This window comes from Halorussus sp. MSC15.2 (assembly GCF_010747475.1).
Taxonomy (GTDB): Archaea; Halobacteriota; Halobacteria; order Halobacteriales; family Haladaptataceae; genus Halorussus.
Map to the genome: position 1 here is coordinate 746020 of NZ_VSLZ01000002.1, position 25352 is coordinate 771371.

Here is a 25352-nt window from a genome sequence, read left to right on the forward strand (position 1 = left end):
AGCCACCGAGTCCGCCGGAACGTGTCGGGGAGCTGATTTCGAGTACGACGGGTAGACACGGCTGTAGACGGGAAAGAGTCGTTCCGGGAGCGTTCGGGGGAGACCGAGAAGGGACGACTACTGCTGTTGTTCTTCGACCCGCACGAACGTCCGGTACTTCAGGTCGTCCTCCCTAATCTCTTCGAGGATGCGCTCGACAAGCACCTCTTTGGGGTTGTGAAACCCAGACACTCGGTCTTCCAAGTCCTCGAAACTCTCGAAGGGTTCCCGCTTACGCTGTTCGAGGATGTTGTTCCGGAGTTTCTTCCCGACGCCCGGCAGGAGATTTAGCTGGTGGAGTCGGAGCGTGATGGGTTGGGCGTCGTTGTAGAAGTCGACGAAACGCCGTTCGTTCGATTCGACCACGTCGCGGATGGCGTGTTCCAGTTCCGACTGGGCCGCCCCGGAGAGGTCCTCGAACTCGATTTCGCGCACGCTCGCGACCAGTTCGTTCGACCGGTCGGCGTCGAAACGGTCGGTGATGGTGAGACTCACGTCCTCTTCCAGCGTCACCTCGAACAGTCGGAACTCCTCGACTCCGAGGGCGTAGGTCAACGCGGGTTTCTGGTACTGTGGCCGGTCGTCGTCGGCCCGGCCGTGGGGAAGATAGTCCAGCACGACCGCTGGCACTCGCTCGTCGCCGTCGTTCTGTTCGGTCATTGTCATAGAATACGGCGACGAGCCACTTAAAGAGTAGGTGGCAATCAGTCGTACTTTGCGACGACGTTGAGGATGTCGTCGAGTTCCTCGCCCGAGAGGGTGTATCGCTCCTGGGCGTACACCGCACGGAGTTCGTCGCGGTCCTTCGGGAGGATGTCGGTTATCTTGTACGCCGTCGGTTCGTCCACCTTGTCGAGTTCGAGCAGTTCCTCGACGAGTTCGCGGGACTCCTCGGCTTCGAGCGTGGCGAAGCGGTTGACGTGTTCGATGGCACGGGCCAGTTCGTACCGCATCTCCCGGTCTTCGTCGAGAGCGCGCTCCTCCTCGATGCCCGCGAGCAGGTCCTTGGCCTCCGCCGTGGTCAGGTACTCCTCCTCGACTTTCTCCTTGAATATCGTCATGCTATTCCTGCGCTTTCAGGTGCGCCGGGGTGACGATGAGGGTCTTTTCCTTGCCGCGGTCGTTGACGCTGACCTTGTAGGCCGCGCCCTGTTTGCCGACGATTTCACCGGTCTGGCCGCCGAACCGCGGGTGGAAGCGGCCCTTCTCGACGCTCGGGTCTATCTTGAGGTGGACCTTCTGGCCCTCCTCGTACTGCTGGACGGCCCGCTGGGGCGGAGACGTACCGCTCTCGCGGGGGTCGTTCGAGAGCTTGTTACGAGTGCTGTGGTAGGGTCCGTTCGAACTCGGCATAGTCGTACGTCCCTCTTGTTCTGTCTACGTTATAAATGGTGCGTTCCGCGCTTCTCAGAACGCACTCGTGACGGTGCGCCGTCGCTGGTCGCTGGCTCCCACCGTCGGCGACGACCGACCGCCGTTGTCGTCGGAACTGCCATCAGCCCTATGCCGGTAGCCGCCCTGAAACGTCTGCATGGTGGACGTACTCGGTCACCTCGGGATGGCGCTGATATGGCTCGCACCCGCGTGGTACTTCATCGAGCGACGGAAGACGGCGGCGGTGTTCGTCGGACTGGGCTTCTGGTTCGGGATGCTGCCGGACGTGGACCTCTACCTCTCGAACTGGTTCGCGGGCATCCACCACCACGGCGTCTTCCACACGATTCTCGTGGTCACGCTCTTGGCCGTGCCGCTCGGTGCGATACTCGGATGGGTCTTCACGAAGGTGAACAACCAGACCGAACTGTTCTCCGACCGGGCCACCGTGCACGCCTACACTATGGGGGTCATCGCAGTCTGGGTCGCGGGACTCTCGCACCTGTTCGCCGACATGCTGTCGGCCCCCGACGTGGCGACGCGCATCGAACCGTTCTGGCCGCTCTACAACGGGTCGGTAGTCCTCATCGATGTCCTCTGGTACACGTCGGTCTGGGCGACGTGGGGGCTGCTCGCTCTCGGTGTCGCGGTCAACGTCGTAGCGTGGTTCTGGAAATCCGACGGGTCGGATACCCGGGAAACCGTGGCGGCTTCGGAGTGACGCACGAGCGTCGGAGTGACGTACCGACGCGTTCGACTTCGGGCGCGCGAGTGGAAAACCGGTTGTGCGTGTCGAAAGGGCAAGAGTAACCTGCCGCCCGTGCGTCGCTACGGGTATGACCGACGACGAGGAGTTCCGCTTCGAGACGCGCTCGATTCACGCCGGACAGGAACCCGACGAGGAGACCGGGGCGCTCATGACCCCGATTCACGCCAACTCCACGTACGAACAGGACGCGCCGGGCGAACACCGGGGCTACGAGTACTCCCGGACGGGCAACCCCACGCGGACGGACCTCGAAGCCAACGTCGCCAGCCTCGAAGGCGGCGACTACGGTCGGGCGTTCTCCAGCGGAATGGGCGCGATAAACACCGTATTGAACCTGCTCGAATCCGGCGACCACGTGGTCGCAAGCGAGGACGTGTACGGCGGCACCCACCGCATCTTCACGCAGGTCTACGAGAAGTACGACCTCGAATTCGACTTCGTGGACATGACCGACTTAGACGAGACGGAGGCCGCGATGCGAGAGAACACGGAACTCGTCTGGGTCGAGACGCCGACGAACCCCCTGCTCAACGTCGTGGACATCGAGGGCACCGCCGACGTCGCCCACGAACACGACGCGCTCTGCGCGGTGGACAACACCTTCGCCACGCCGTACCTCCAGCGACCCCTCGAACTCGGGGCGGACCTCGTGGCCCACTCGCTGACCAAGTACATGGGCGGCCACTCCGACGTGGTTGGCGGCGCGCTCGTCACCGACGACGAGGAACTCGACGAGGAGTTCGGCTTCTACCAGAACAGCGTCGGCGCGACGCCCGGCCCCCACGAGTGCTTCCTCGTCCTCCGCGGGACCAAGACGCTCCCGGTCCGGATGGACCGCCACTGCGAGAACGCCCGCGCGCTCGCCGACTGGTTGCAGGACCACGACGACGTGGCGCGCGTCTACTACCCCGGACTGGAGAGCCACCCCGACCACGACCTCGCCGCGTCCCAGATGGACGACTTCGGCGGGATGGTCAGCTTCGAGATGGACGCCTCGCTCGAAGAGACCGCCGACGTGGTGAGTGAGACCGAGGTCTTCACGCTCGCCGAGAGTCTGGGCGGCGTCGAGAGCCTCATCGAGCAACCCGCGACGATGACCCACGCTGCAATTCCCGCCGAGGAGCGCGAGGCGGCCGGGCTTCGAGACGGCCTGATTCGAGCGAGCATCGGCATCGAGAACGTCGAGGACCTGAAGGCGGACCTCCAGCAGGCGTTCGACGCGGCGCTGGAGTGAGGAAAGTCGCCCCGTCGGTAACTGTCGCACCACAATTATTTACGGCAATACGCGCTACCTACGGACGACATGAACAGAATCGTGAAAACGGACGACGTGATGGGCGGCCAGCCCAGAATCGAAGGGCGTCGGATTTCGGTCCTCCAAATCTACGAGTGGGTGAACGAGGAGGGAATGTCCCCGGAAGCCGTCTCCTCGGAGTTCGGCGTCGAACTCGCCGACGTTCATCTGGCGCTCTCGTACTACTACGACAACGTCGCGGAGATGGAAGACTGGCGTGAGCGTCGAAAGACACGCATCGAGGAGAGCGAAGACGAGCAACCGTCGCCGAAGTACGCATGAATCTGGCCGTAGACGAGAACATCAAAGCCTCCATCACCGACCTCCTCGCACAGGAGGGCCACGACGTCGTTCGGATTCAGGACGTCGAACTCGGAATCAGCGATACTGCCGTAATCGATTACTGTCGAGCGGAGGGGCGTGTGCTTCTCACGAACGACGACGATTTCTTCGACTTCGATTCGCACCCCGGTGCCCTGTTTCTCACCCACCAGACGACACCTGCTCGAGACGTTGTAAACGCGATTCGGCACATTGAGCGACAACTCTCGGCGGACGAGTTGGAAGGAATCGTCCTCCACGTTCCGGACGGGTGGGTGTGAACCTCGGTGGATTTCCGATTTACTGTCCGGGTGAAAAGAACCTGCTATCTAAAGAATTATATTAATTGATGTATTATAATAAATAGGAATGCCATCGTTGAGTCAGATTAAGTACGATATTATAATGACTCTTCTTGGAGGTATCATTGGTGGACTAATTAGCAGTATTTTAGGAAATGCGATTTATGATGCTATTCTAAATTTTATTTCGTACTGGGATGATGCAAGCCTTTTGAATAAATTCGGTGATTTCCTCACTTTGTCAGGGCTACTTATATTGGTTTACTGGGGTGGAATGTATTTCCCAGTAGCTCTTCAAAATCCACAGAACCCCGTCCAAGTAGCAATAGGAAAATTTGGGCAAAACGCAATTATGTGGAACTTTTTCTGGGGGATAGTTTTATTCTATGTCGGTAGAGACTTCCACCATAATAAAAACGGCGTTGATGAATACCTAAATTAAAACCAGTCTGAAACAACAATGAGTAAATAGATATTCCGATATCGTTTCCCGGTGACACCGATGTCACCTGAGAACTATACCCGCCGACCCGCTACCCAGAGGCATGGCCGACGAACGCAAACCAGCCGAGGACTTCGAAGTCACCGCCGACCTCCCCGACAGTCCGATGCACACCACCGGAACCGACCATATCACGCTCATCGGGAGCAACACCGAGGACACCATCGAGTTCTACCGCGACATCCTCGGGATGCCGCTCGTCCTCCGGCAACCGAACCTCGACGACCCCTCCCAGACCCACCTCTTCTTCGACACGGGCGACGGTCGCATCGTGACGTTCTTCGTGAACGAGGACCGCGACTCGAACCCGCGTCCCCAGCGCACGGGCGTGGGCGCTGTCCACCACCTCTCCTTTAGCATCGACCCCGAGGAGTTCGTGGAGATTCGCGAGACGCTCAACGAGGAGTGGCGCGGGTGCAACGAGTTCGACCGCGGCATCTTCCACTCGCTGTACACGCAGGACCACAACGGACTGGTCATCGAACTCTCGACCGACAAGTGGGCGATTCCGGACGACCGACGGGGAGAGGTGCTGGCGACCGCCCAGCGCATCCGCGAGGAGGACGGCGCGGACTTCGCCGAGGAACGCCACATCGAACAAGCGCTCGACGAACTCGGCATGGACGTCGAGAAGTACGACCTGCCGGACGCCGAAACCGGGTCGGGCGTCTGAGACCACCGAGAGTAGCGCGACGAACCGTGTCGGAGACGCCGTCGTAGCCTACGAGTTCGGGCGCGACTCCGCGGACTCTTTACTCTCGGCCCACTGGTGTCGCGTATGGAACCGGAGGAAAACCATCAGTACTGGGCCGACCGCTCGACGGAGTTCTCTCCCGAGTACTACGCCAACATCGGACAGAACGAGGTGACGGAGACCCTCGCCGCCGTGTTCGACCACTACGTGAACGACGACGACGCGATTCTCGAAGTCGGCTGTAGCTCCGGCCGCCACCTCGCACACCTGCTGGACGACGGGTACGAGAACCTGACGGGAATCGACATCAACGACGACTCGTTCGACGTGATGGCCGACCACTATCCCCGTCTCGCCGAGACGGGGACCTTCCACGCCGGCGCGATGGAGGACATCGTCCCCGAGTTCGACGACGACGCGTTCGACGTGGTCTACTCGGTGGAGACGCTCCAGCACGTCCACCCAGAGAACACGTGGGTGTTCGAGGAGTTGACCCGTATCACCGACGACCTACTGATAACCGCCGAGAACGAGGGCAACAGCCCCCGGCGCGGCCGCGAAGGCGCCGAGGTAAGCCACGTCCACGACGACTTTCCGCTCTACCACCGCGACTGGGAGCAGGTGTTCTCGGAGTTGGGGGCCGCGCAACTCCTCTGCGAACCCGGAAAGCGTGACACGGTGCGCGTTTTCCGCGTCCTCTGACCCGCCACACCGTCGGAACGGGGACTCGCGTCCGATACCTCTCCGGACATTTTCACGCGTCCCACAAGTTTTTTAGGCTGGCCTAAAACAACCGGGTTGCACGGAGATACTGATGACGAAAACCCAGTCGATTGCCGACCGATGTCGGGACGCGAACTGCGACCTCGTGCGGTTGCTGTTCGTGACCCAGAGCGGGGCGATACGCGCCCACGCGGTGGACGCCTCGAAGGTCGAAACCGCCGTCGAGGACGGCGTGACGCTCTCCCAGTTGGTGCAGACGTACAACGCGCTCGGCGTCCGGGACAAAGACGGGCGGTTCGACGCCGCCGGAGAGGTCCGACTCTGCCCCGACCCCGAGACGTTCCGGGCGCTCCCCTACGCCGAGCGCACGGGGGCGATGCTCTGCGACGTGGAAACGCTCGACGGCGACCCGTGGACCGTGGACCCGCGCTCGTCGCTCCGGACGTTCGTCGAGCGACTGCGGGCCGACGGACTCGCGCCCGAAGTCGCGTTCGAGAGCGAGTTCCACCTGTTCGAAACTGACGACGACGGGACCGTCAGCAAGGTGGACGAACGCGGAGCGTACCTGACCAAGAGTACCCGCGAGACCCACGAGACCGTCTTGGCGACGATAGACGCGCTGAAGGCGCAGGACGTCGCCGTCGAGAAGTATTACCCCGAGTACGCGGCCGGGAAACACGAAATCGTCACGGGCCACGCCCTGGGCGTCCGGGCGGCGGACGAACACGTCCTCCTACGCGAGACGGTCGATAGCGTCGCCCGCGACCACGGCTACCGCGCCACGTTCCTCCCGAAACCGTTCGACCACGCGACGAACGGCTGTCACGTCCACCTGTCGCTGTGGGACGAGACCAACCGCTTCTACGACGAGGAGGGGCTGAGTCGGACAGCCCGGCAGTTCGTCGCGGGGGTTTTGGACCACGCGCCCGCGCTCGTCGCGCTGACCGCCCCGACCGTCAACTCCTACGCCCGCTTGCGTCCCCAACTCGGCGCGACCGCGTTCGTCTGCTGGGGACGGGGGAACCGCGAGGCCCTCGTCCGCGTGCCCGCGACGGGCCAGTCCGACGACGCCGAGGCGACGCGGGTGGAGTTCCGCGCGGCCGACAACACCGCCAACCCGTACCTCGCCCTGCTGGGGTTGCTCGCGGCCGGATACGACGGTATCGAGCGCGAACTCGCGCCCCCTGAACCGGTCTCCATCGACCCCGGCACCCTCTCGGCGGCGGCGCGCCGAGACCGGGGTATCGACCGACTCCCCCGGACGCTGGGCGCGGCGCTCGACGCGCTCGAAGCCGACGAGGTGCTGCGCGACGCGCTCGGGACGGACCTGTTCGAGACGTACCTCGGCGTCAAGCGGAGTCACTGGGACGCATTCACCGACAGTGCGGTCTCTTGGGAGCGCGAGCGACTCCGGAACGTGTACTGAGGCGAGAAGGCGGCGTTTCGACGGCCGACGGGAGCCGAGCGTCACAGGGTGTGACGGACCGGCTCGTACGGCTCTTCCAGATACTCCATGTCGGAGTCCGACAGCGAGATGTCGAGGGCTTCGACGGCCTGTTCGAGGTGTTCGATGCTGGTCGTTCCGACGACCGGCGCGTCCACGACGTCCTTGTGGAACAGCCACGCGAGCGCAATCTGTGCCATCGTCACTCCGTTCTCGTCGGCGAGTTCAGCGACGCGCTCGTTGATTTCCCGGCCGTTCCCCTCCAGATACGGGTAGAGGTCGGTGTAGTCGTTGGTCCGTCCCCTCGCGGTGGTCTCCAGTTCGGCGTGGGGCCGAGCCAGATACCCCTTCGCCAGCGGACTCCACGGCAGTACTCCGACACCGTTCTCGCGACAGTACGGGAGCATCTCGCGCTCCTCCTCGCGGTACAGGAGGTTGTAGTGGTTCTGCATCGAGACGAATGACTGGAGTCCGAGCGCCTCGCTTCGGCGTCGCGCCTCGGCCAACTGATAAGCCAGCGTCGTGCTCGCGCCGACGTACCGGACCGACCCCCGGCGCACTGCGTCGTCGAGCGTCCGGAGCGTCTCCTCGACGGGCACCTCGTCGTCCCACCGATGGGTCTGATAGAGGTCGATGGTGTCCACGCCGAGTCGGTCCAGACTGTTCGAAAGCTCCTGCTCGATGGCCTTTCGGGAGAGACCTCGGGCGTTCGGGTTCGACTCGTCCATCTCGCCGAACACCTTCGTCGCGACGACGAGTCGGTCGCGGTCGTAGCCGTCGATGGCCTCGCCGAGAATCTCCTCGCTGCCGCCCTTCGAGTAGACGTTCGCGGTGTCGAAGAAGTTGACGCCGAGGTCGATGGCCCGGTCGATAATCTCGCGGCTCTCGTCCGAGTCGAGCATCCACTCCTTCCCGTCACCGAACCCGAGACAGCCGAGACAGATGCGACTGACCGACAGTCCGATGTCGCCGAGAGTCGTGTACTCCATGGCTCAAATCGCTCCGCTTCGGATGTCGGCGATGCGCTGGCGGTCGTAGAGTCGCTCGTCCTCGCCGAACTCGTCGGGGAACAGTTGCTTGGCGGTCCGCTCGGTCTTCGAGAGGTTCATGATGGGACCCTGATACATGCTGCCCGCGGGGTAGACGTCTCCGTTCTGGACCGCGGTCAGAGTGCTCGCGGTGTCGTGTCCCCGGAGGAACTCGAGGTACGTTGAGCGGAACTCCTCGGCGGTCCGGTGCTGGTCGGTGTAGAACATCAGCACCTCCGGGTCTATCTCCAGCAGCGGTTCGTAGTCTATCGTGCCCCGGTCGGACGTGAACGTCGAGATGTCCGACCCCGCGAGCGCGTCGCCGATGCCGAGGTCGTTCCAGTGTTTGTACGCCGTCCGGTCGCCGAGTCGGTACGGGTAGTACTTCTCCGGTTCTGTAGACGCCGGGGAGAGCAGCGCGACGGATGGTCGCTCGTCCGGGAGTCGGTTCGTGATTTCGCCGATAACTTCGTCGTGGTACTGCGAAAAGGCCTCGTATCGGTCGGTCCGCTGGAACACCTGCGCGACCTTCTCGAACGCCTCGTAGAGGTCGTAGTAGGGGTAGTCCTCGTGCCACGAGTAGGTCGAGAAACTCGTGTTCCCACAAAGCGGGCCGACGTTCGTGGCTATCTCCTCGACGTCGGCCTGCTTCCAGTTCGGGATGAGGTTCGTCATGTAGTTGGGGTCGATGAAGTGGACGTCGGCGTCGAGGTCGTAGAACAGTTCCTTCGAGATGCCGTCCTGCCAGAGCGAGGTCATCTCGTCGGTATCGACCGAGAGCTGGGGAACGTCGTCGTAGTGGTGCGTGCGGTACTCGCCCGTGAGGACGACGGCGAGCGGCGGTTCTAACCCGAGCGCGATACCCATGTCCGCCCAACTCGCGTTCTCCGCGACCCACGCCTCCGGGACCTGCTCGAACGTCACGTCGCCGACCGGCGGTAGGGTGACGGAGTACGAGGCGTCCTGCGTGGTCTTCTCGGTCGTTTCTGTCGTGCTATCGGTCGTTGTGGTGTCGGCCGCGGTCGTCGTCTCCTCGGTCGTCGCGTCCCCGCCGGACCCGCCGGTACAACCCGCGAGGGCCGCGATACCGACTGCTACGCTACCTTTCAGGAACCGTCGTCGCGTCAAGTCACCGTCTGAGCTATCGACCATGATTTTTAGGCCGACCTAAAAGCAATTAATCGCTTCGGTTTAGGTCGGCCTAAAATACGTTACAGTCTACTTTACAGAACGCACTGATAAGTCTCTCGAAACCGCTCGCCGAGTTCGGGCGATGTTCGACCGTGAGACCCGGTCAGTGGTCCCGACGGTCGCCGAACTCCGACAGCGGATTCGGCACGGTGCCGTGGCCCCGCACCTTCGGCCGAGTGCTGAAGTCCTGATAGCCGTAGTCCACGATGCGGTTGCGGTTGAGACAGTGCTTGGTGAACCGGGGCCGAAACAGGTCGAACGTCTCGAACCTGTCGTCGAGACCGGGGAATTGGGCCTGATAGCGCTCGATGGCCGACCGGACCTGCCCCCAGAATCGTTCCTCGTCGTACCCCTCTCGGCGCGCCAGCAGGTCGGCGACGTACCGGAAGACGCCGACGAACAGCGTCCCGAAGACGTGCTGGCAGAGCGGTTCGGGCGGGAGACGGTGGAGGATGTGGTGGTCGTACCGCTCGTCGTCGCGCAGGTCGTCCGCGAGTACCTCGTCCAGTTCCGGCAGGTCGCGGTCGGTGATGGCCACCTCGTCCACGAAGTCCTTGACCGCGATTCGGGTCGGCACGCCGCCCTCGTGGACGAGGACGACGTTCGTCCCGTGGGGCATGAACACCGTGCCGTACTTGTAGAGGTAGTGAACCAGCGGGTGAAGTAGAACGTCGAACAGTCGGTCGAGCCACTCGCTCAGTTCCAGTCCGCAGCGCTCAACTAACTTCGAGACCAGCGGCGTGCCGTCGAAGTCCTCGTGGAGGAGCGCCGCGAGCGTCAGGGGGCGTTCGCCGTCCTCGACCATCGAGACGACGCTCTCGCGCCAGACGCACCCGAGGAGTTCGTGGAACTGGTAGGGTGCGTCGTCGAACGCCGAGAAGTACGGGTGTTCGTAGTTGACGCTGGCGACTTCGCCCGGCAGGAGCAGGTCGCAGTCGTCCCGGAGGAACGCGTCGCCGTCGCGTACTCCCTTGACGAACTCGGTCACGCGCGGGGCGGCCTCGGCCTGTTCGCCCAGAATCCCGCGGTAGACGTTGGTGTTCAGCACTCGAATCGGGAGTTTGACGTGGCGCTTCGTCGGGTCCGAGACGTTAGAGAACGTCCGAATCGACTGTTGGGGAAGGTACTCGTCCGGAGCCTCGCCGAGCGGAACGATGGCGTCGTCGGCGATGTCGCCCGCGAACAACTGGACCACGCTGTCGTTCCACTGCCAGTCGTGGACCGGCAGGAAGTGGTAGTTCTCGGGGTCGAGTCCCTCGTCGGCAAGCGTCGCCCGGAACGCGCCGACCGTGTCGCCCAACTCCGACTCCAGCAGGTCGTCACGGTCCAATCCCTCGACTGCGGAGAACGTCGCCCGGTCCCGCCGCGCGGCGACCCACGAGAGGCGCTGGCGTCGCTTGGACTCGGGCGCGTACCGCAGGTAGTCGTCGTAGCCGAACCCGACCCGGCCCTTGTTGTAGGTGAACCACGGGTGGCCCTCCATCTCGCCCTCTACCTCGGCGTAGGGGAGGTCGAGTATCGAGGCGTCGGCGGGCGCGTCGGCCTTCCTCGCGCGGATGTGGGCGTCCGCGACGAGGGTGTTGCGGTACTCGCGGACGAGGTGGGCCGCGGTCGTCGGGTCGATGCCGACGTACTCGCGTGCGTCCAGCAGGAACCGGAGCGGGTCGGTCGCCTCGGTCCAGTCGTCGGCGTCCGTCGCTTCGCCGTCGGCCGAGACATCCGTCGATTCGCCGACGCCCCGGCGGAACACCGACCCCTCGCGGACCCGGTAGCTGTCGAGTGGGCGAGACTGCGCGTCGAAGCGGTACTCGACGCCGCCGTCGAGTCGGAGGCGGTATCGCGTCCACGACTCGCCGGGGTCGGACTCGTCGGCCGGGACCGTCCCGGCGCGTGCGGGAGTAATCAGGTCCTCGTAGCAGAACTCCGCGAGGATTTTCCGGAGCAGGTCGCGCTCGACCGTCTCCCACGTCTCGGCGTTCAGCGCGGCCCGGAGCGCGTCGAAGTCCTCCATCGTCACTCGCCCTCCGGGGCGGCGGACTCGGGGTCCCTTGCCCTCGCACCCTCGCGGCCGGTGTCCGCGTCGCGCCGACCGCGGCCGCGCCGGTTCACGAACTGTTCGACCGCGAAGTCCTGATACACCGTGTCGGCGTCCTCGGGGTAGACCTCCCGACCGACCAATCGATTCACGATGCGGGAGTTACGGTAGCACCCCAGTCCGAGGTCCGGCGCGCCGACGCCGTGGCTGTGGAGGTCGCCGTTCTGGACGAACACGTCGCCAGCCACGTCGTCGAGGACGAGGCGGTGGTCCTCCGTGACTCGATACCGACCCTTCTCGTCCCAGCCGATTCGGTCCTCGATGGGGGCGAGGAACTCGGGGACCGGTCGGTGGTAGCCCGTCCCGAGAATCACCACGTCGCTCTCGTGGACGAACGACTCGTCGGTCTGCCACTGACGGCAGTCGAGTCGGTAGTTCGCGCCCGGTTCGCTCGCCTCGCCCGCGTCGATAGCGTCGATGTCCTCGACCTCGGTCATGGCGAACAGTCCAACGTCCGGGTCCCGGTCACCGACCGACCGCTCGTACAGCAGGTCGTAGACGGCGGCGCTGGTCTCGGGGTCGATTCCCTTGTAGAGCAGGTCCTGCTCAGCCCGAATCTCGTCCTTTCGGTCGTCGGGGAGGTCGTAGAAGTACTCGACGTACTCGGGCGTGAAGTGCTGTAGGCCGAGCTTTGAGTACTCCATCGGGAAGAACCCCTCCGACCGCGTGAGCCAGTCGAGACGGTAGTCGGCGTCCGATTGGCGGTCCAGCAGGTCGTGGAACACCTCGGCCGCGCTCTGGCCCGACCCGACCACCGTAATCGAGTCGGCGTCGAGACACCGGTCGCGTCGGAACCGGTACTCGGCGGTGTGGAACACGTCGTTCTCGGGGTGGCCCCGCAGGTCCTCGGGGACGAAGGGGCGACTCCCGACGCCGAGCGCGAGGTTCCGGGCGCGATAGGTCCGTTCCTCGCCGGTCGCGGGATTCTGCGCGGTCACGACGAAGTGGCCGTCGGTTCCATCTTCGCCGCCTCTACGGCCGTCCATCGCCCCTTCACTCCCCCGCTCGCCGCCTCCATCGCTTTCCACCCACGCCACGCTCTCGACCCGGCGACCGAACCGGCAGGTCCCGAGGCGTTCGGCGACCCACCGGAGGTAGTCGTCGTACTCCCGGCGGGGAATCTGGAACGTCTCGTAGAAGTAGAACTCGTAGAGGCGGTCGCGCTCCCGGAGGTAGTTGAGGTAGCTGTGAGGGTTGGTCGGGTCCGCCATCGTCACGAGGTCCGCGAGGAACGGGACTTCCAGCGTGGTCCCCTCTATCAGCATCCCCTCGTGCCACGCGAACTCGTCGTCCTGTTCGAGGAAGAGCGCGTCTACCTCGGCGTTCGCCCCGTCGAGGAGCGCCGCGAGTCCGAGGTTGAACGGGCCGAGTCCGACGCCGATAACGTCTCGAATCCGGCTCATGCAGACACCTCCCGCTCGAACCGGTCGCGCTCGCAGACCATCAGCAGCGCCGTCTTCTCGTCCATCTCGATTTCGCGCCGGGGTTCGAAACCGCACTGCTCGAAGACGTGATGGACGATTTCGTTTCGCACGTCGGGTTCGGCCACCACGCGCTCGGTCTCGCCGTGCCGGAACTGCATCTCGACGACCGCGCGGAGGAGGGGTTCGGCGTAACCCTGCCCGAGATACTCGGGCGGTCCGACGAGCAGGTGGACGCCTCGGTCCGCGGCGTCGGCGTCGTAGTGGGCCGCGACGGGGTCGTCCGCCGCCCAGTAGCACTCCCAGTAGCTCATCGGCACGTGGTCGAGGTGGCCGACGTAGGGCGTCAGGTGGTCGTCGGCCAACTTCTCGGCCAAGGCGTCGCGGAACACCGGGAGCGGGTCGTCCAACTGCCAGTAGGGCAGGACGTGGTCCTCGTTGAGCCACGCGTGGAGCATCCCGAGGTCGGCCATCTCGGCCTGCCGGAACGAGACCGTCTTGCGTATCTCGTCGTCGTACGTCTGGAAGTCGTACTGCGCGGCGACGACGCCACCGGCCCCGGTCATCGCCCACTCACCTCCGACTCGGTCGCAGAGCCGCGCTGGGTCTCGGTCACGAGCGGGTTGGTCACGTCGGCGTACACCGACTGGTTCTCCAGCGAGCCGACCAGTTCGTCCATGTCGTGGAACCGCGTGAGCAGGTTCGCCTTGCACGGCAGGGTCGCGTCTTCGAGCAGGCCGTCCAACAGCGACGACGACTCGCGGTCGAACCGCCGGCAGCGCTCCAACTCCTCGCGCAGAATCCCGAGCAGGTCGCGTTCGTCGGCCAGCCCCGCGGTCCCGAACGCGTTAACGACGCCGAACAGGTTGTTGAGCACGACGTAGTACCGGATTCGCTCGTCGGCGACCGCGTCGGGACAGACGGTGTCGGCGCGCTCGCCCACGCCGGGGAGCAGAGCGTCCACGTCGTCGTACTGGGACTCGGGGAAGTAGTAGCCCTGGTTGTCCCGGTAGTAGAACTCGTCCGGGTAGCCGTCCGCGAGCGCGAGGACGCTATTCTGCTGGTGGGCCTCGACGCCGACCCCGCGTTCGAGGTAGAGCCACAGAATCGGCCGGAGCGAGCGTTCGAGATACCGACGGAACCAGTCCCGACTGACCGCCTCGGTCGAGCGCCCCTCGCGCTCGGCGAGGGTCTCGATTATCTCGCCCAACCGCGACCCGTCGCCCGCGATGCGGTCCTGGCAGAGCGCGACCACCGGACCTGCGTTCTCGGCGTCCGCGCCCCGGAAGGCGTTCTCGCGCAGGACGACCTCGAACCCGGACTCGGCACCCTCGCCGACCGTCAGCGTCAGCGAGGCCGGGTCGCGCACGACGTGGAAGTCGGGGAACCGCTCGCGGAGGTCGTCGCCGAGTTCGGTGTCCAGCAGTTCCGCGACGGCGACCCCGCGGTCGAGTTCCGGCCGCTTGTTGGTGCGCTCGGAGTTAGTAATCCGGACGTTGAGCGACCCCTTGACCATGAACGGGGCGTCGGGCGCGTAGAGCGTCCGGACCGAACTCGTCGGGTAGAACTCCCGGCCGACACGGCCCAGCGACTCCAGTCCGTCCCCCAGATGCGCCTGCACGTGGTCCTGTTCGAGCAGGTAGTCGGCCTGCCACGGGTGGACCGGAATCAGCACGTCGTCGCTCTCGACGTGGGCGGCGACGAACGACTCGGGCACCGCGGGGTCCTCGCGGAGCGCCGACTTCACCCACTCGCTCGCGGCGTCGGCGCTCCCGGCATCGACTTCGGCGGTCGCGCCGAGCGCCGAGTCCTGCCAGACGAGGTCGGGGTCGGCCCGGAAGTAGTGGAGCGAGAACGACCCCTCCAACTCGGGGGCGTAGGTCGGCGACTCGTGGGGCGGGATGCCTTGCCGACTCTTCGGCGTCGGATGCAGGAGGTGGCCGAACACCAGCGACTGCTCGGCCTCGCGGAACGTCGTGTCGAAGCCGTAGAGTCGGTCGGTATCGTCGCGCCGGGCCTCCACGAACCGGGCGACGTTCTTGCAACTCCGAATGACCCGCAGGAGGAGTTCGTCGCGGTTCCCGGCGTCGTCGCGGGCCAGCGAGAGTTCCTCGGTCACGAGCGACGCCAGCGTGACGTAATCGAGTTCGAGCGTCCGGTCGCCGCGTCGGTAGTAGCCCGGCAGGTCGAACAGGTGTCGGTCGGTCGGCGACCGATACCGTAGCGGGACGAACAGAGTGATTCCCTGCTCAGGCAGGGGAGCGCGAACGACGCGCTCGCGGCCGCGGGTCGGCGCGGGCGTGTCCGCGGCGTCCACGACCTCGTAGTCGCCGGTCTCCCGGAGGTAGCAGTTGAGGAAGCTGTGCACCGTGGCGGACTCTGCGATTGCTGTCGGATTCATCGTCGGAGTTGTCTGTCTGCGACCGCGATGGTTCGCGCGCGATTCCTGACGGCGTCGAGCACGTCGGCGACACGTTCGACGGTCGTCTTCGGGTTCAGCAGGGTGAACTTCAGGGCGGTCGTCCCACGGACCTCGGTGCGCCCGACCACGGCGTCCCCGTTCCGCAGCAGCGCCGCTCGGACCGCGGCGTTGAGCGGGCCGACCTCCTCGTCGCCGACGCTCCCGGGGCGATACCGGAAGACGACCGCGTTGAGCGTCGGGTCGTTGAGTACCTCGAAGTCGGGCGCGTCGGCCAGCAGAGCGGCCGCCTCGTCGGCGAGGGTGAGCGTGGAATCGACCAGTTCGGCGAGTCGTTCCCGGCCGAGCGTCCGGAACGTGACGTAGGGCTTGAGAGCGTCGAACCGCCGGGTGGTCTGGACCGACTTCGAGACCAAGTTCGGCGCGGCGAGGTCGGCGTCCTCGGGGTTGAGGTACGCCGCCGACCGCTCGACGAGGTCGAATCGGTCGCCGTCCCGGAGGAGGAGCGCTCCGCAACTGATGGGCTGGTAGAACAGTTTGTGGAAGTCCACCGACAGCGAGTCGGCGCGCTGGATTCCGTCCAGTTTCTCGCGGTGGGTCTCCGAGAGCGCGAGCGCCCCGCCGTAGGCCGCGTCCACGTGGAACCAGAGGTCGTGTCGCTCGGCCCGGTCGGCCAGTTCGTCGAGCGGGTCGATGCTGCCGAAGTCGGTCGTGCCCGCGGTCCCGACGAGCGCGAACGGTTCGCGCTCGCGCTTCCGGAGGTCGGCGAGGGTCGCGTCGAGCGCCGTGGTGTCCATCCGATGGTCGCCGTCGGTCGGGACTGTCACGACCGCGTTCTCGCCGAGACCGAGGTGGGCGGCGGCCTGCTTCGCGGTGAAGTGGGCCGCCTCCGAACAGAGGATGCGCATCGCTTTGGCCTTGTGCGGCAGGCCGGTCTCCTCGACGCGGCGACCGAACCGTTCGCGGGCGAACCAGTTGCGGGCCAGCAGGAGGGCCTCGAAGTTCGACTGGGTGCCGCCGCTGGTGAACACGCCGTCGCCGTCGGGACCGTAGCCGAACAGGTCGCAGAGGCGGTCCACCATCCGGCGTTCGACGTGGGTGGCGGCGGGACTCTGGTCCCACGAGTCGAGCGACTGGTTCGTGGCGGCGATAGCGGTCTCGGCCGCGAGCGCGGGCACCAGCGGCGGGCAGTGGAGGTGTGCGACGCAACTCGGGTCCGCGACGCCGACCGAGTGCGACAGGATTCCCTCGCCCACTTCTTCGACGGTCTCGGCGAGGGGTTGGCCCTCGTCGGGGAGGCACTCGACCGCGCCGAACCGGTCGTCGAGGTCCGTCGGAGATGCCCCCGAGTAGGGCGTCGCGCTCTCGGAGACCGCCTCGACGACCGCGGCGCTGGCCCGCTCGACGGCCTCCCGATAGGCGTCGTTCCCGGACTCGGTGCCGAGGAACAGGCTGTCGGCGTCCGTCATGGCGACCCGTCGGCGGTTTCGGAGACGGCGGCTTCGACCGCCTCGCGGAAGATTCGACCGACGTCCTCGACCTGCTCCTTCGAGACGACTAGCGGGGGTAAGAACCGGACGGTCGCTCCCTCGCGGCCGCCGAGTTCCACGATTAGCCCGCGCTCGAAACACGCCGTCTGGACGGTCTCCGCGAGGTCGGCGTCGGGCGGACGCGCGCCGAGGGCGTCGGGGTCGGCCGCGGCGTCCACCATCTCGGCCCCGAGCATCAGTCCCCGGCCCCGAACGTCGCCGACCGCGTCGAACCGGTCGGCCGCGGCGTCGAGGTGGTCGCGCAGGCGCTCGCCCATCCGCTCGGCGTGACTCGGCAGGTCGTTGTCCACGATGTACTCGATGGTCGCTCTCCCGGCGGCCATCGCCAACTGGTTGCCCCTGAAGGTGCCGGTGTGGGCACCCGACTCCCACTCGTCCAACTCCTCGTCGTAGAGCGTCACCGCGAGCGGAAGCCCGCCGCCGACCGCTTTCGAGAGCGTCACCACGTCGGGCGTGATGTCGGCCCGCTCGAAGTCGTAGAGTTCGCCGGTCCGGCCGAGTCCCGACTGGATTTCGTCCACGACGAGGGGCACGTCGTGTTCGCGGGTGATTCGGCGCATCTCCCGAAGCCACTCGGCGGGCGGGGCGACGGACCCGCCCTCGCCCTGCGTCGGTTCGAGGACCATCGCCGCCGGGTCCGTGAAGCCGCGCTCCGGGTCGTCGAGCAGGCGCTCGACGTACTCGCTGGCGACCTCGTGACCGTCCTCGCCGACGCCGAAGGGACAGCGGTACGGGTAGGGGTACGGCAAGTGGTGGACGTTCCCCATCGTCCCGGGAATCGTCTCCTTGGGGTCGGTGTCGCCCATCAGGCCGAGCGACCCGTGGGTCATCCCGTGGTAACCGCCGCGGAACGAGAGGACCGAGCGGTTGCCGGTCGCGGTCTTGGTGAGTTTCAGGGCGGCCTCGACGGCGTCGGTGCCCGCGGGACTACAGAACTGAATCTTGGCCGACTCGGCGAACTCGTCGGGGAGGCTGTCGAAGAGGGTGTCCACGAACGCCTCCTTGACGGGCGTCGTGATGTCGAGGGTGTGCATCGGCCGGTCGGCCGCCATCGCGTCTTCGATGGCCTCGACCACGACCGGATGGTTGTGACCGAGGTGGAGCGTGCCCGCCCCGGCGAGGCAGTCGTAGTAGGTGTTGCCGTCGGCGTCGGTGACTTCGACGCCGCGTGCCTCTCGTATCGCCATCGGGAGGTATCGCGGGTAGCTCCGCGCTCCCGACTCTCGCTCGGCCTGTCTATCGAGCAGTCTGTCGTTCGACGCGCCGGAGTAGTCCATCTCAGACCAACTCCCCGACGGTCGGTGGTCGGTACGTCGTCTGTCCGTCTCGGGACGCGGTTGGTCGCATCACGAGTTTTAGGCCGACCTAAAAATTGAAAAGTATTTCCCTCCGTTCAGGTATATGTATTTTAGGTGGGCCTAAAATCTGACTGTCGTCGGAGAGTCGTTGGGACACAGCGTCGCGGCGTGAGCGAGTCTCCGAATTCCGTGCATTCACGGCTTCACTTTGGGAATCCCGCGGACGTCACTGATTCAACTGACGAGTCGTTTGGAAAGACGGAACGACGCGCGCAGAGAGGTGACTGCTCCCCCTTTAAATATCGGGGCCGAGGACTGCGAAAACACTGGTTGCTACGGAGGTTCGATTGTGCGAACGGACCTGCCGTGTCGCTCACGGAGTTCGTCGGCGTCCTCGTTACGACGTAGCGGAGACCGAGGGGCCTGCTCGACGAGCACCCGCATCGTGACCGCGTAGAAATCGCTGGCGGGACGGTTACAAAATCCGCAAAACGGGAGTTCGCTTATATCCGGCCGACGTTCTCGACTTCCACGCTCTCGACGCCCTCGACGTTCGAGAAGTTCTCCTCGACGGCCTCGGTCCCGCCCGTGTCGTCCGGGACGATGACCGTCGGCAGCAGGGCGACGAGTCCGAACGCGACGTCGTCGCGCTCGAAGCCGTTGATTTTGGCTCCCTCGGGAAGCGAATCCTCGAGCGTCTCCTGCAGTTCGTCGAGGTCGATTTCGGGGCTTTGCGGCATGACCTTGATTTTAGCAGCTACCTTTCCCATGGTTACGGTCCCATAAACCCGCAGTCGGGGCACTCGTAGAGGTTGCTCTGCTTGCGGCACTTGGCGCAGCGGTAAATCTGCTGCCCGCAGTCGGGGCACTTGAACGACGCCGCGTTCGTCCCGGAGATGTTTATCCCACAGGAGACGCACCGTCGCGCCTGCGTCTGTTTGGACTGACTCATACCCTCTCATTCCCGTGCGCGACTTTAAACCGTTTCGATAGCACGTCCGCCGGCCGACCGGCGTTCGGCCGAGTGCGGCCGCTACGTCCCGGCGCGACCCACTCCCTGCCGGTGGTTCTCCCCCGATTTACTCCGATAGTCGGTCAGAAACGCGAAACGTGATTCTTAAGGGGCGAACGAGCGACGTTTCGGGTATGAGTGAAGAACAAGAGGCCGACGTGGCCGACGACGAGGAACAAACCGACGTCGAAGACGAGACTACCGAGGGACTCCAGCGAGGCGACTTCGTCCGTCTGGACTACACTGCGCGCACCGTAGAGGACGGCAACATCGTAGACACGACCGACCCCGAGGTCGCCGAGGAAGAGGGTCTCGACGAGGAGGAGCGCGAGTTCGAACCGCGCGTCATCGTCCTCGGCGAAGGTCACATCTTCGAGAGCGTCGAAGAGGCCATCATCGGCGAGGAAGTCGGTCACTCCGGCAGCACGACCATCCCCGCCGAGGAGGCGTTCGGCGAGTACGACGCCAACGAGGTCAAGACCGTCAGCGCCAACAAGATTCCCGAAGACGAGCGCTACCCCGGCGCACACGTCGACGTGGATGGCCAGCACGGTCACGTCGAGACCATCATCGGCGGCCGCGCTCGCGTGGACTTCAACCACCCGCTCGCGGGCGAGGACATCGAGTACGACTACGAAATCGTCGGCGAGGTCGACGACCGCGTCGAGCAGGCGCAGGGTCTCATCTCGATGTACATCGACGCGGACCTCGACATGTGGATTCAGACCGACGAGGTCGAAGAGGAGACGGTCGTCGAATCCGACGACGAAGAGGGTGAACCCGAGACCGAAACCGAGACGGTCGAGAAGGAGACCCTCTACATCGAGAGTACCCCGCAACTGGCGATGAACCAGCAGTGGATGTTCCAGAAGCAGCAGATTGCCCAGAACGTCATGGACCAACTGGACCTCGACCGCGTCATCGTGCAGGAGACCATCGAGGGCGGCGGCATGGGTCCGATGGGCGGCATGATGGGCGGCGGCATGGGCGGCGCCGACCTCGAAGAAGCGCTCGAAGACGCCGACGTGGACGAGGAAGAAATCGTCGAGGAACTCGAAGGCGACGCCGAAGCGACCGAGGAGTAATCCCCTTCCCGTTCCTGTCTTCTTTTTTGCCGATAGCGTCGCGTCTCGACCGCTCCACCAGTCCTAACTCACAGAAAGTCCCGAACGCGCGAACTAGCCCATACGGAACGGCCGATGGGAGAAGCGAGGAGTGATTCGGCGACCGGAAGGCCGAACGTTCGACCGGAAGAGAATCGACTCTTTCGAGGGGAGGGCCGACCGCCAGCGGGGCGGAGGGCCGAGCGAATCTCGGGGGACTGAACGACTCTGCGCTCGATGGGCCGAACGAGAGCGGTAGCGCCAGCGGGGACCAAACCGCGGGCGGTATCGCAGACGGTGCCGCGCGAGGGAGGGCGAACGAAGGCCGTGAGAGACCTGACGGGGACCGCAGGGCGACCTGAATAGTCGAGAGGGCGGAAGGTCGGGGGACGGGTGGCTTAGTTTGGGGAGGTCGGTTACGACCTCCACTTCTGTCTACACCGTCGGCCGTATTCAACTCTATTAGGATACTATCGATACTACGCTAACAAAGGATAGTATAGAAACAATCCATACTATCGGAACCGACGGCCAGCACGAAACGCGTCGAAGGCAGAAGGCGGGCTTAGAGGTCCCGAACTTTGTGCCGGAACGCGCGGAGAGCGTCCGCGCCGGTCTCGGTGAGGAGTACCTGCTTGCGGCGGCCGACGTCCTCGATTTCGACGTAACCGTCTTCGAGCAGCGGGTCGACGACGTTCGCGTTCAGGAGCGCGAACTTGGCCTTGTCGTTCGCGGGGTCGTTGTCGGCGATGAACGCGAGTTCCTGTTCCTCGGCGTACTCGATGAGGTCCTTCTTCTTCACGGTGTAGGTCTCGGTGTTCGCGTCCGCGAGGAAGTCCATGACCGCGACTTGGTCCGTCGTCGGCGACTCGATGGGGTAGGACGGGAGGACTTCGTCGTCCTCGTAGCCGTGACTCCGGAGTCGTTCGCGGTCGGGATACTCCTCGGGGTGGACGTAGTACGCGGTGGCGTCGGTCGCCATGCACGCGATGGCCGCGCCGACCGCCGAGAGTTTCGACCCGCTGGAGACGTTCACGCGAACGATGTCGTCGGCATGGTCGGCCGTCAACGTGGTCACGACACCTAGCACGTCGTAGATGTCGAACACGTCCACGCTCCGAGTCCGGACCGAGACCCCGAGGTCGTCCAACTCCGACCGCAAGTCGTCGTGGAACTCCGGCCCGCTTCCGGGGTCGTCGTGTTCGAGGAGGTAGAGTACGTCGACGTTGTGCCTGCGAACAGGACCGACGATGCGGTCGTACTCGAACCCGAGCGGGGCGATGTGGACCTCGTCTATCGTCTGCATGGGTGACAGGTCGATGGCCGCGTGCGTCGGGCTTAAGTTCTCGGCATCGCGGTCGTTCGAAGCACGGCCACCCGGAGCGGGGACGCTTCGACAGTTATACGCTCCTGTCACGTCAGCAGCACAGTATGACTACGCGGACAGGCGACACAGCCTCGCTCCTCGGACGACTGCAGAAGGAGGTCAGCGACTGGAGCGAAGCGAACTTCGGCGACCAACCCGACGTGAATCCGCTTCTCGGGACCGGAGAGGAAGCGGGTGAACTGGCAGACGCGCTCAATCTCGACGCAGCGCCGGACGAGGAGGAACTGGACGCCGTCGGCGACGTGCTCGTCTACTTGGCAGACGTCTGCGCGCGGCGGGACCTCGACCTCCGGTCTGCCTACGAGACCGCCCGAGACCGCGAGCCAGTACACGACGAGTTCTTCCGGGAGTGGACGGCCGCGCGCGGCGAGTTCGAGCGGTCCGTGTTGAAGCAGCGCCAAGGCATCCGCCTCGACGAGGACCGAGTCGGCGGCGCCGCCGAGCGGACCGCCGCGGCGCGGATGCTGTGCGTCCTCGAACGGTTCGCAGAACACCGCGGCTACTCGCTGGCCGACTGCATCGACTGTGCGTGGTACGACGAGGTCATCGACCGCGAGTGGGAGAGCACGTACACGAATTGACGGCCATTGCACCCGTTCGGACACCGGCTACTGCGCCTCGAACACCCGTATCTGACGAACGCACGGCGGAGCGAGTGAGCATCGACCTGCTACGCGATGTCGCGACTCGTGTCGATGCGCACCGACTCCGCGAGTTCGAGTTTGATGGTCTCTGGGAGCGCCCGGCCGCCGCGGAACTTCGGCACGGCGAGGCGGGTCTCGACGGTGTCGCCCGAGTACTCGGTGTGCAACTGGAACACCACGTCGGCGACGTGCTCGGTCACGTCTCGGGTGTCGGGCACCGACCGGCCGTCGAGGCAGTGCAGAATCGCGACGCCTTCGGTGTTGTGGAGGTGGTTCTGGAGGTCGTTGAGAAAGTTTCGGTAGCGACCCTCGTCGCGTTTCTCCAGCAGGTCTACCGGGTCGATGACGAGGTTCGAGTCCTCCGGGAGACGACGAAAGAGGCGCTGGGAGTGGTCCAGCGGGGCGTCGCCCGGGACGTGGCGCACATCGGGCGACCCGGTGTGTCCGGGGGTGCGCTCCAGCGCTTTGGTTACGGCGGTCTCGTCGCGGTCGGTCGAGAGATAGAGCGTCTGGCGGGCAGAGGTGAACTCGTAGAGCAACAACTCCGCCTGACTCGCAGGTGGTGCCGACAGCGAGACGATACTCCCCCTCGGCAGTCCGCCGTCGAGTTTCCTATCTAACACCTCGATACCCGTCGAAAGACGCCGTGACACGTATTTGCACGATTACGGAACGTTGTTTCATAAGTATTTGGGCTGGAGTGCTGACACGATACCGTCGTGAGCGGCGCGCACCCGCCCGCTCGACAGCGGTTTTCCTCCCGATGCGTCGCCGGTCACTGATGGTCCGATTTCAACTTCCGGTACGACGCCGAGGACCGGAGCGTCGAGTAGACGACCGACCCCGTCCGGCGGGTCGTCGGCCCGCGAAACGACCGCGCCCACGACCGGCGTGTCGAGTTCGCGAGCCATCGCGGCGGTCTTGGCGGCGTCGCGCAGACAGGCGGGTTCGGCGGTGGTCACGACCACCGCGCGTCGGCGGTCCGGAGCGGCGCGACGGCGTCCGGTCCCGCCCCCGCCGGACAGTCGAAGAGGGCGGCGTCGGCGCATCCGCGGAGGCGCGCGAGCGGCGTCCCTGTCGGGGAGGGAGTTCGGTCCGCGGTCGGCGGACCGGTCTCGGCGGGAATCACCCCGACGCCGGGCACGGGTTCGTCTGCGATTCCCGCGACCATTCGCGGCGGCCACCCCGCGGCCACGACGTCGAGACCCGGGTCGCGGGCCACCCCGGCCATCGCGTGGAGGTCGGGCATCTCCCGGTCCGCGTCGGCCGCGAGGACGCTCCTGCGCTGGCGGACGAGCGCGGCCGCGAGTCCGAGCGTGGTGGTCGTCTTCCCGGCTCCGCCCTTCCCTCCGGCGACGGCTAACATACCCGCGGTTCGTCACCCTCTCGGATTTGAACCTTTGGGACGGTCCCGTCCGCGGTCCGACGCCGTGTCCGGCGGCATCTGACGGGACAGGGGCGTTGCCGAGAGTCCGTGGGCCAGCAGCGAGGCGAACACCAGCAGCGAGACGACGGGCCAAATCCGGCGCAGGCCGGTCCGCTGGACGGCGAACATCACGTAGAACAGCGTCGAGATGCCTATCGGTCCGAACCACGCCGTGAACCCGACGTCCTTCCGCGTGCGAAGGGGCGAGAGTCCGCCGGCCAGCGCCACCACGACCGGCGGCCGACGGAGGAGGAGGACCAGTACGGCGAGCAGTACGCCGCGCCAACCGAGGGTCAGCCACCCGCCCCACGGAATCGCGACGCCGAAGAGGACGAAGGTCGGGAGGACGAAGAACTTCGTCATCGCTTTCTGGACGTTCTTCTCCTTCGAAGGCTGTTGGGTGCCGGGGGCCATCCGGTAGGCGATTCCCGCGACGAACGACGCCAAGATGCCGTCCATGCTCAGCAGTCGTGCCGCACCCAGTACGGCGAAGGTGAGCGCGAGGGTGTACGCCACGAACCCCCGGTCTTCGACGATATCGGCGAGGTCGGCCCACTGAAACAGTCGCGCGGCCGAGAACCCGAGCGCCGCCCCGAGGGCGACGGCCCCGACGACTTGCCATCCGACGACGTACGTTGCCCAGCGCGCCAGCGCCTCGCCCGTCGGCCGGGTGAGCATCAGTATCGGGAGGAGGACGAGCGGGTACACGGCACCGTCGTTGGCCCCGGACTCGGCCGAGATGAAGTGACGGACGCGCGCCGGGATGTTCTTCTCCGCCACCGGTCCCGTGACTATCGTAGTGGCGACGATGGGGTCTGTCGAGGTGACAGTGGCTCCGACGAGCATCGCGACCCAGAACGAGACGCCCAACAGACCCCACACGAGTAGACCGCTTACCAGCGCCATCAGCACCATCCCGGCACCGAGGATGACCGCGAGCGACCGCCAGTGTTCGACGGGATACCCCCGCGGGAGTCGCAGTGCGACACCCATGTCGGCGACGGCGAGCGTCACCCGCGTTACCTGCGTCAGTACGCGGGGTGAATCGGCCGCCGGAGGGAGGCCGAGCAGTTGGACCCCCGCCGGACCGAGCGCCACGCCCAACGCGACGGCCGTCAGCGGTTCCGTGAGATACCACTTCTGCTCGAACCACTTCTGTAGGAGTCCCAACAGCAGAATCAGCACCCCTGCGGCGAACAACCAGCGGTACAGCGCTACCATCGTCTCAGTTCGGCCCTGCCGCCGGTTCTACGAGGTGGCGTTTCGAGCGTGTCGAGCAATCCCGATTCTCTCCGAAAATCGGGATTCCAGTCGCC

27 protein-coding genes and 1 pseudogene are annotated in these 25352 nt (G+C 65.3%); 10 read left to right on the forward strand and 18 right to left on the reverse strand.

Going from position 1 to position 25352, the window contains the following annotated elements; genetic code table 11:
* Nucleotides 1–117: 117 nt before the first annotated feature.
* Genes FXF75_RS10895 through FXF75_RS23085 form a run of 4 tightly spaced genes read right to left on the reverse strand, consistent with a single transcriptional unit; the run spans nucleotide 118 to nucleotide 1572 of the window.
* On the reverse strand, nucleotides 118–699 hold the full coding sequence (locus FXF75_RS10895) for a DUF655 domain-containing protein (RefSeq protein WP_163521885.1): 582 nt from the start codon (nucleotides 697–699) through the stop codon (nucleotides 118–120).
* Between the two features lie 44 nt (nucleotides 700–743).
* Nucleotides 744–1100 carry an RNA polymerase Rpb4 family protein gene (locus tag FXF75_RS10900; RefSeq protein WP_163521886.1) on the reverse strand — a complete coding sequence of 119 codons (357 nt, stop codon included), beginning with the start codon at nucleotides 1098–1100 and terminating at the stop codon, nucleotides 744–746.
* A gap of 1 nt (nucleotide 1101) precedes the next feature.
* Nucleotides 1102–1392, reverse strand: coding sequence for a 50S ribosomal protein L21e (locus tag FXF75_RS10905; RefSeq protein ID WP_163521887.1), 291 nt, complete (start codon nucleotides 1390–1392; stop codon nucleotides 1102–1104).
* Nucleotides 1393–1446: 54 nt separating this feature from the next.
* Entirely contained in the window at nucleotides 1447–1572 is a 126-nt protein-coding gene (locus FXF75_RS23085; RefSeq protein ID WP_275897403.1) for a hypothetical protein, read from the reverse strand.
* Between FXF75_RS23085 and FXF75_RS10910 the strand changes: the two genes are divergently transcribed.
* The 8 genes from FXF75_RS10910 (at nucleotide 1571) to glnA2 (ending at nucleotide 7444) form a co-directional block, all read left to right on the forward strand.
* Complete coding sequence (locus FXF75_RS10910; protein ID WP_163521888.1) at nucleotides 1571–2134, forward strand: metal-dependent hydrolase; 564 nt, start codon at nucleotides 1571–1573, stop codon at nucleotides 2132–2134. The genes FXF75_RS23085 and FXF75_RS10910 overlap by 2 nt on opposite strands.
* A 115-nt stretch (nucleotides 2135–2249) precedes the next feature.
* Nucleotides 2250–3416, forward strand: coding sequence for a cystathionine gamma-synthase (locus FXF75_RS10915; RefSeq protein WP_163521889.1), 1167 nt, complete (start codon nucleotides 2250–2252; stop codon nucleotides 3414–3416).
* A gap of 69 nt (nucleotides 3417–3485) precedes the next feature.
* Entirely contained in the window at nucleotides 3486–3758 is a 273-nt protein-coding gene (locus tag FXF75_RS10920) for a DUF433 domain-containing protein (protein ID WP_163521890.1), read from the forward strand.
* Complete coding sequence (locus tag FXF75_RS10925; RefSeq protein ID WP_163521891.1) at nucleotides 3755–4078, forward strand: DUF5615 family PIN-like protein; 324 nt, start codon at nucleotides 3755–3757, stop codon at nucleotides 4076–4078. The genes FXF75_RS10920 and FXF75_RS10925 overlap by 4 nt, the downstream gene beginning before the upstream one ends.
* Nucleotides 4079–4166: 88 nt before the next feature.
* The gene (locus FXF75_RS10930; protein WP_163521892.1) at nucleotides 4167–4541 is read left to right on the forward strand and encodes a hypothetical protein; all 375 of its coding nucleotides are present in this window, start codon (nucleotides 4167–4169) and stop codon (nucleotides 4539–4541) included.
* A gap of 103 nt (nucleotides 4542–4644) precedes the next feature.
* Nucleotides 4645–5274, forward strand: a complete 630-nt coding sequence (locus FXF75_RS10935; RefSeq protein WP_163521893.1) for a VOC family protein — start codon at nucleotides 4645–4647, stop codon at nucleotides 5272–5274.
* 105 nt (nucleotides 5275–5379) lie between these two features.
* A complete protein-coding gene (locus tag FXF75_RS10940; RefSeq protein ID WP_163521894.1) occupies nucleotides 5380–5997 on the forward strand; it encodes a class I SAM-dependent methyltransferase in 618 nt (205 codons plus the stop codon).
* Between the two features lie 112 nt (nucleotides 5998–6109).
* Nucleotides 6110–7444, forward strand: coding sequence for a gamma-glutamylputrescine synthetase (glnA2, locus tag FXF75_RS10945; RefSeq protein WP_163521895.1), 1335 nt, complete (start codon nucleotides 6110–6112; stop codon nucleotides 7442–7444).
* A gap of 41 nt (nucleotides 7445–7485) precedes the next feature.
* Here glnA2 and FXF75_RS10950 read toward each other — a convergent pair whose 3' ends face one another.
* The 10 genes from FXF75_RS10950 to FXF75_RS10995 all read right to left on the reverse strand — a co-directional run bounded on the left by FXF75_RS10950 (nucleotide 7486) and on the right by FXF75_RS10995 (nucleotide 19416).
* Nucleotides 7486–8451: an aldo/keto reductase gene (locus tag FXF75_RS10950; protein WP_163521896.1), complete on the reverse strand. Its 966-nt coding sequence runs from the start codon at nucleotides 8449–8451 to the stop codon at nucleotides 7486–7488.
* Between the two features lie 3 nt (nucleotides 8452–8454).
* Nucleotides 8455–9642 (reverse strand): ABC transporter substrate-binding protein, encoded by a 1188-nt coding sequence (locus FXF75_RS10955; RefSeq protein ID WP_205427425.1) that lies wholly within the window; start codon nucleotides 9640–9642, stop codon nucleotides 8455–8457.
* Between the two features lie 142 nt (nucleotides 9643–9784).
* Nucleotides 9785–11692 carry an IucA/IucC family siderophore biosynthesis protein gene (locus tag FXF75_RS10960; protein WP_163521897.1) on the reverse strand — a complete coding sequence of 636 codons (1908 nt, stop codon included), beginning with the start codon at nucleotides 11690–11692 and terminating at the stop codon, nucleotides 9785–9787.
* Between the two features lie 2 nt (nucleotides 11693–11694).
* A complete protein-coding gene (locus FXF75_RS10965) occupies nucleotides 11695–13179 on the reverse strand; it encodes a lysine N(6)-hydroxylase/L-ornithine N(5)-oxygenase family protein (RefSeq protein ID WP_163521898.1) in 1485 nt (494 codons plus the stop codon).
* Nucleotides 13176–13763 carry a GNAT family N-acetyltransferase gene (locus FXF75_RS10970; protein WP_163521899.1) on the reverse strand — a complete coding sequence of 196 codons (588 nt, stop codon included), beginning with the start codon at nucleotides 13761–13763 and terminating at the stop codon, nucleotides 13176–13178. Before FXF75_RS10970 ends, FXF75_RS10965 begins: the two co-directional genes overlap by 4 nt.
* Nucleotides 13760–15598 (reverse strand): IucA/IucC family siderophore biosynthesis protein, encoded by a 1839-nt coding sequence (locus FXF75_RS10975; protein ID WP_163521900.1) that lies wholly within the window; start codon nucleotides 15596–15598, stop codon nucleotides 13760–13762. Before FXF75_RS10975 ends, FXF75_RS10970 begins: the two co-directional genes overlap by 4 nt.
* Nucleotides 15595–17085 carry an aspartate aminotransferase family protein gene (locus FXF75_RS10980; protein ID WP_163521901.1) on the reverse strand — a complete coding sequence of 497 codons (1491 nt, stop codon included), beginning with the start codon at nucleotides 17083–17085 and terminating at the stop codon, nucleotides 15595–15597. The genes FXF75_RS10975 and FXF75_RS10980 overlap by 4 nt, the downstream gene beginning before the upstream one ends.
* A complete protein-coding gene (locus FXF75_RS10985; RefSeq protein ID WP_163521902.1) occupies nucleotides 17082–18443 on the reverse strand; it encodes a diaminobutyrate--2-oxoglutarate transaminase in 1362 nt (453 codons plus the stop codon). The genes FXF75_RS10980 and FXF75_RS10985 overlap by 4 nt, the downstream gene beginning before the upstream one ends.
* A 524-nt stretch (nucleotides 18444–18967) precedes the next feature.
* A complete protein-coding gene (locus FXF75_RS10990) occupies nucleotides 18968–19234 on the reverse strand; it encodes an elongation factor 1-beta (RefSeq protein WP_163521903.1) in 267 nt (88 codons plus the stop codon).
* Between the two features lie 2 nt (nucleotides 19235–19236).
* Complete coding sequence (locus tag FXF75_RS10995; protein ID WP_163521904.1) at nucleotides 19237–19416, reverse strand: HVO_2753 family zinc finger protein; 180 nt, start codon at nucleotides 19414–19416, stop codon at nucleotides 19237–19239.
* 194 nt (nucleotides 19417–19610) lie between these two features.
* On the opposite strand from FXF75_RS10995, the gene FXF75_RS11000 reads away from it, so the two are divergent.
* A complete protein-coding gene (locus tag FXF75_RS11000; RefSeq protein ID WP_163521905.1) occupies nucleotides 19611–20561 on the forward strand; it encodes a peptidylprolyl isomerase in 951 nt (316 codons plus the stop codon).
* Nucleotides 20562–21144: 583 nt separating this feature from the next.
* Here the strand turns inward: FXF75_RS11000 and FXF75_RS11005 are convergent.
* Nucleotides 21145–21885 carry a DUF6293 family protein gene (locus tag FXF75_RS11005; RefSeq protein ID WP_163521906.1) on the reverse strand — a complete coding sequence of 247 codons (741 nt, stop codon included), beginning with the start codon at nucleotides 21883–21885 and terminating at the stop codon, nucleotides 21145–21147.
* 125 nt (nucleotides 21886–22010) lie between these two features.
* Between FXF75_RS11005 and FXF75_RS11010 the strand changes: the two genes are divergently transcribed.
* The gene (locus tag FXF75_RS11010) at nucleotides 22011–22547 is read left to right on the forward strand and encodes a hypothetical protein (RefSeq protein ID WP_163521907.1); all 537 of its coding nucleotides are present in this window, start codon (nucleotides 22011–22013) and stop codon (nucleotides 22545–22547) included.
* 89 nt (nucleotides 22548–22636) lie between these two features.
* Here the strand turns inward: FXF75_RS11010 and FXF75_RS11015 are convergent, their stop codons facing one another.
* From FXF75_RS11015 to FXF75_RS11025, 3 genes and pseudogenes are all read right to left on the reverse strand, one after another.
* Nucleotides 22637–23263 carry a transcriptional regulator gene (locus tag FXF75_RS11015; protein WP_163521908.1) on the reverse strand — a complete coding sequence of 209 codons (627 nt, stop codon included), beginning with the start codon at nucleotides 23261–23263 and terminating at the stop codon, nucleotides 22637–22639.
* A gap of 27 nt (nucleotides 23264–23290) precedes the next feature.
* Nucleotides 23291–23976, reverse strand: a pseudogene (locus tag FXF75_RS23480) (MinD/ParA family protein).
* Between the two features lie 12 nt (nucleotides 23977–23988).
* Nucleotides 23989–25257, reverse strand: coding sequence for a cation:proton antiporter (locus FXF75_RS11025; protein WP_163521909.1), 1269 nt, complete (start codon nucleotides 25255–25257; stop codon nucleotides 23989–23991).
* Nucleotides 25258–25352 lie beyond the last annotated feature (95 nt).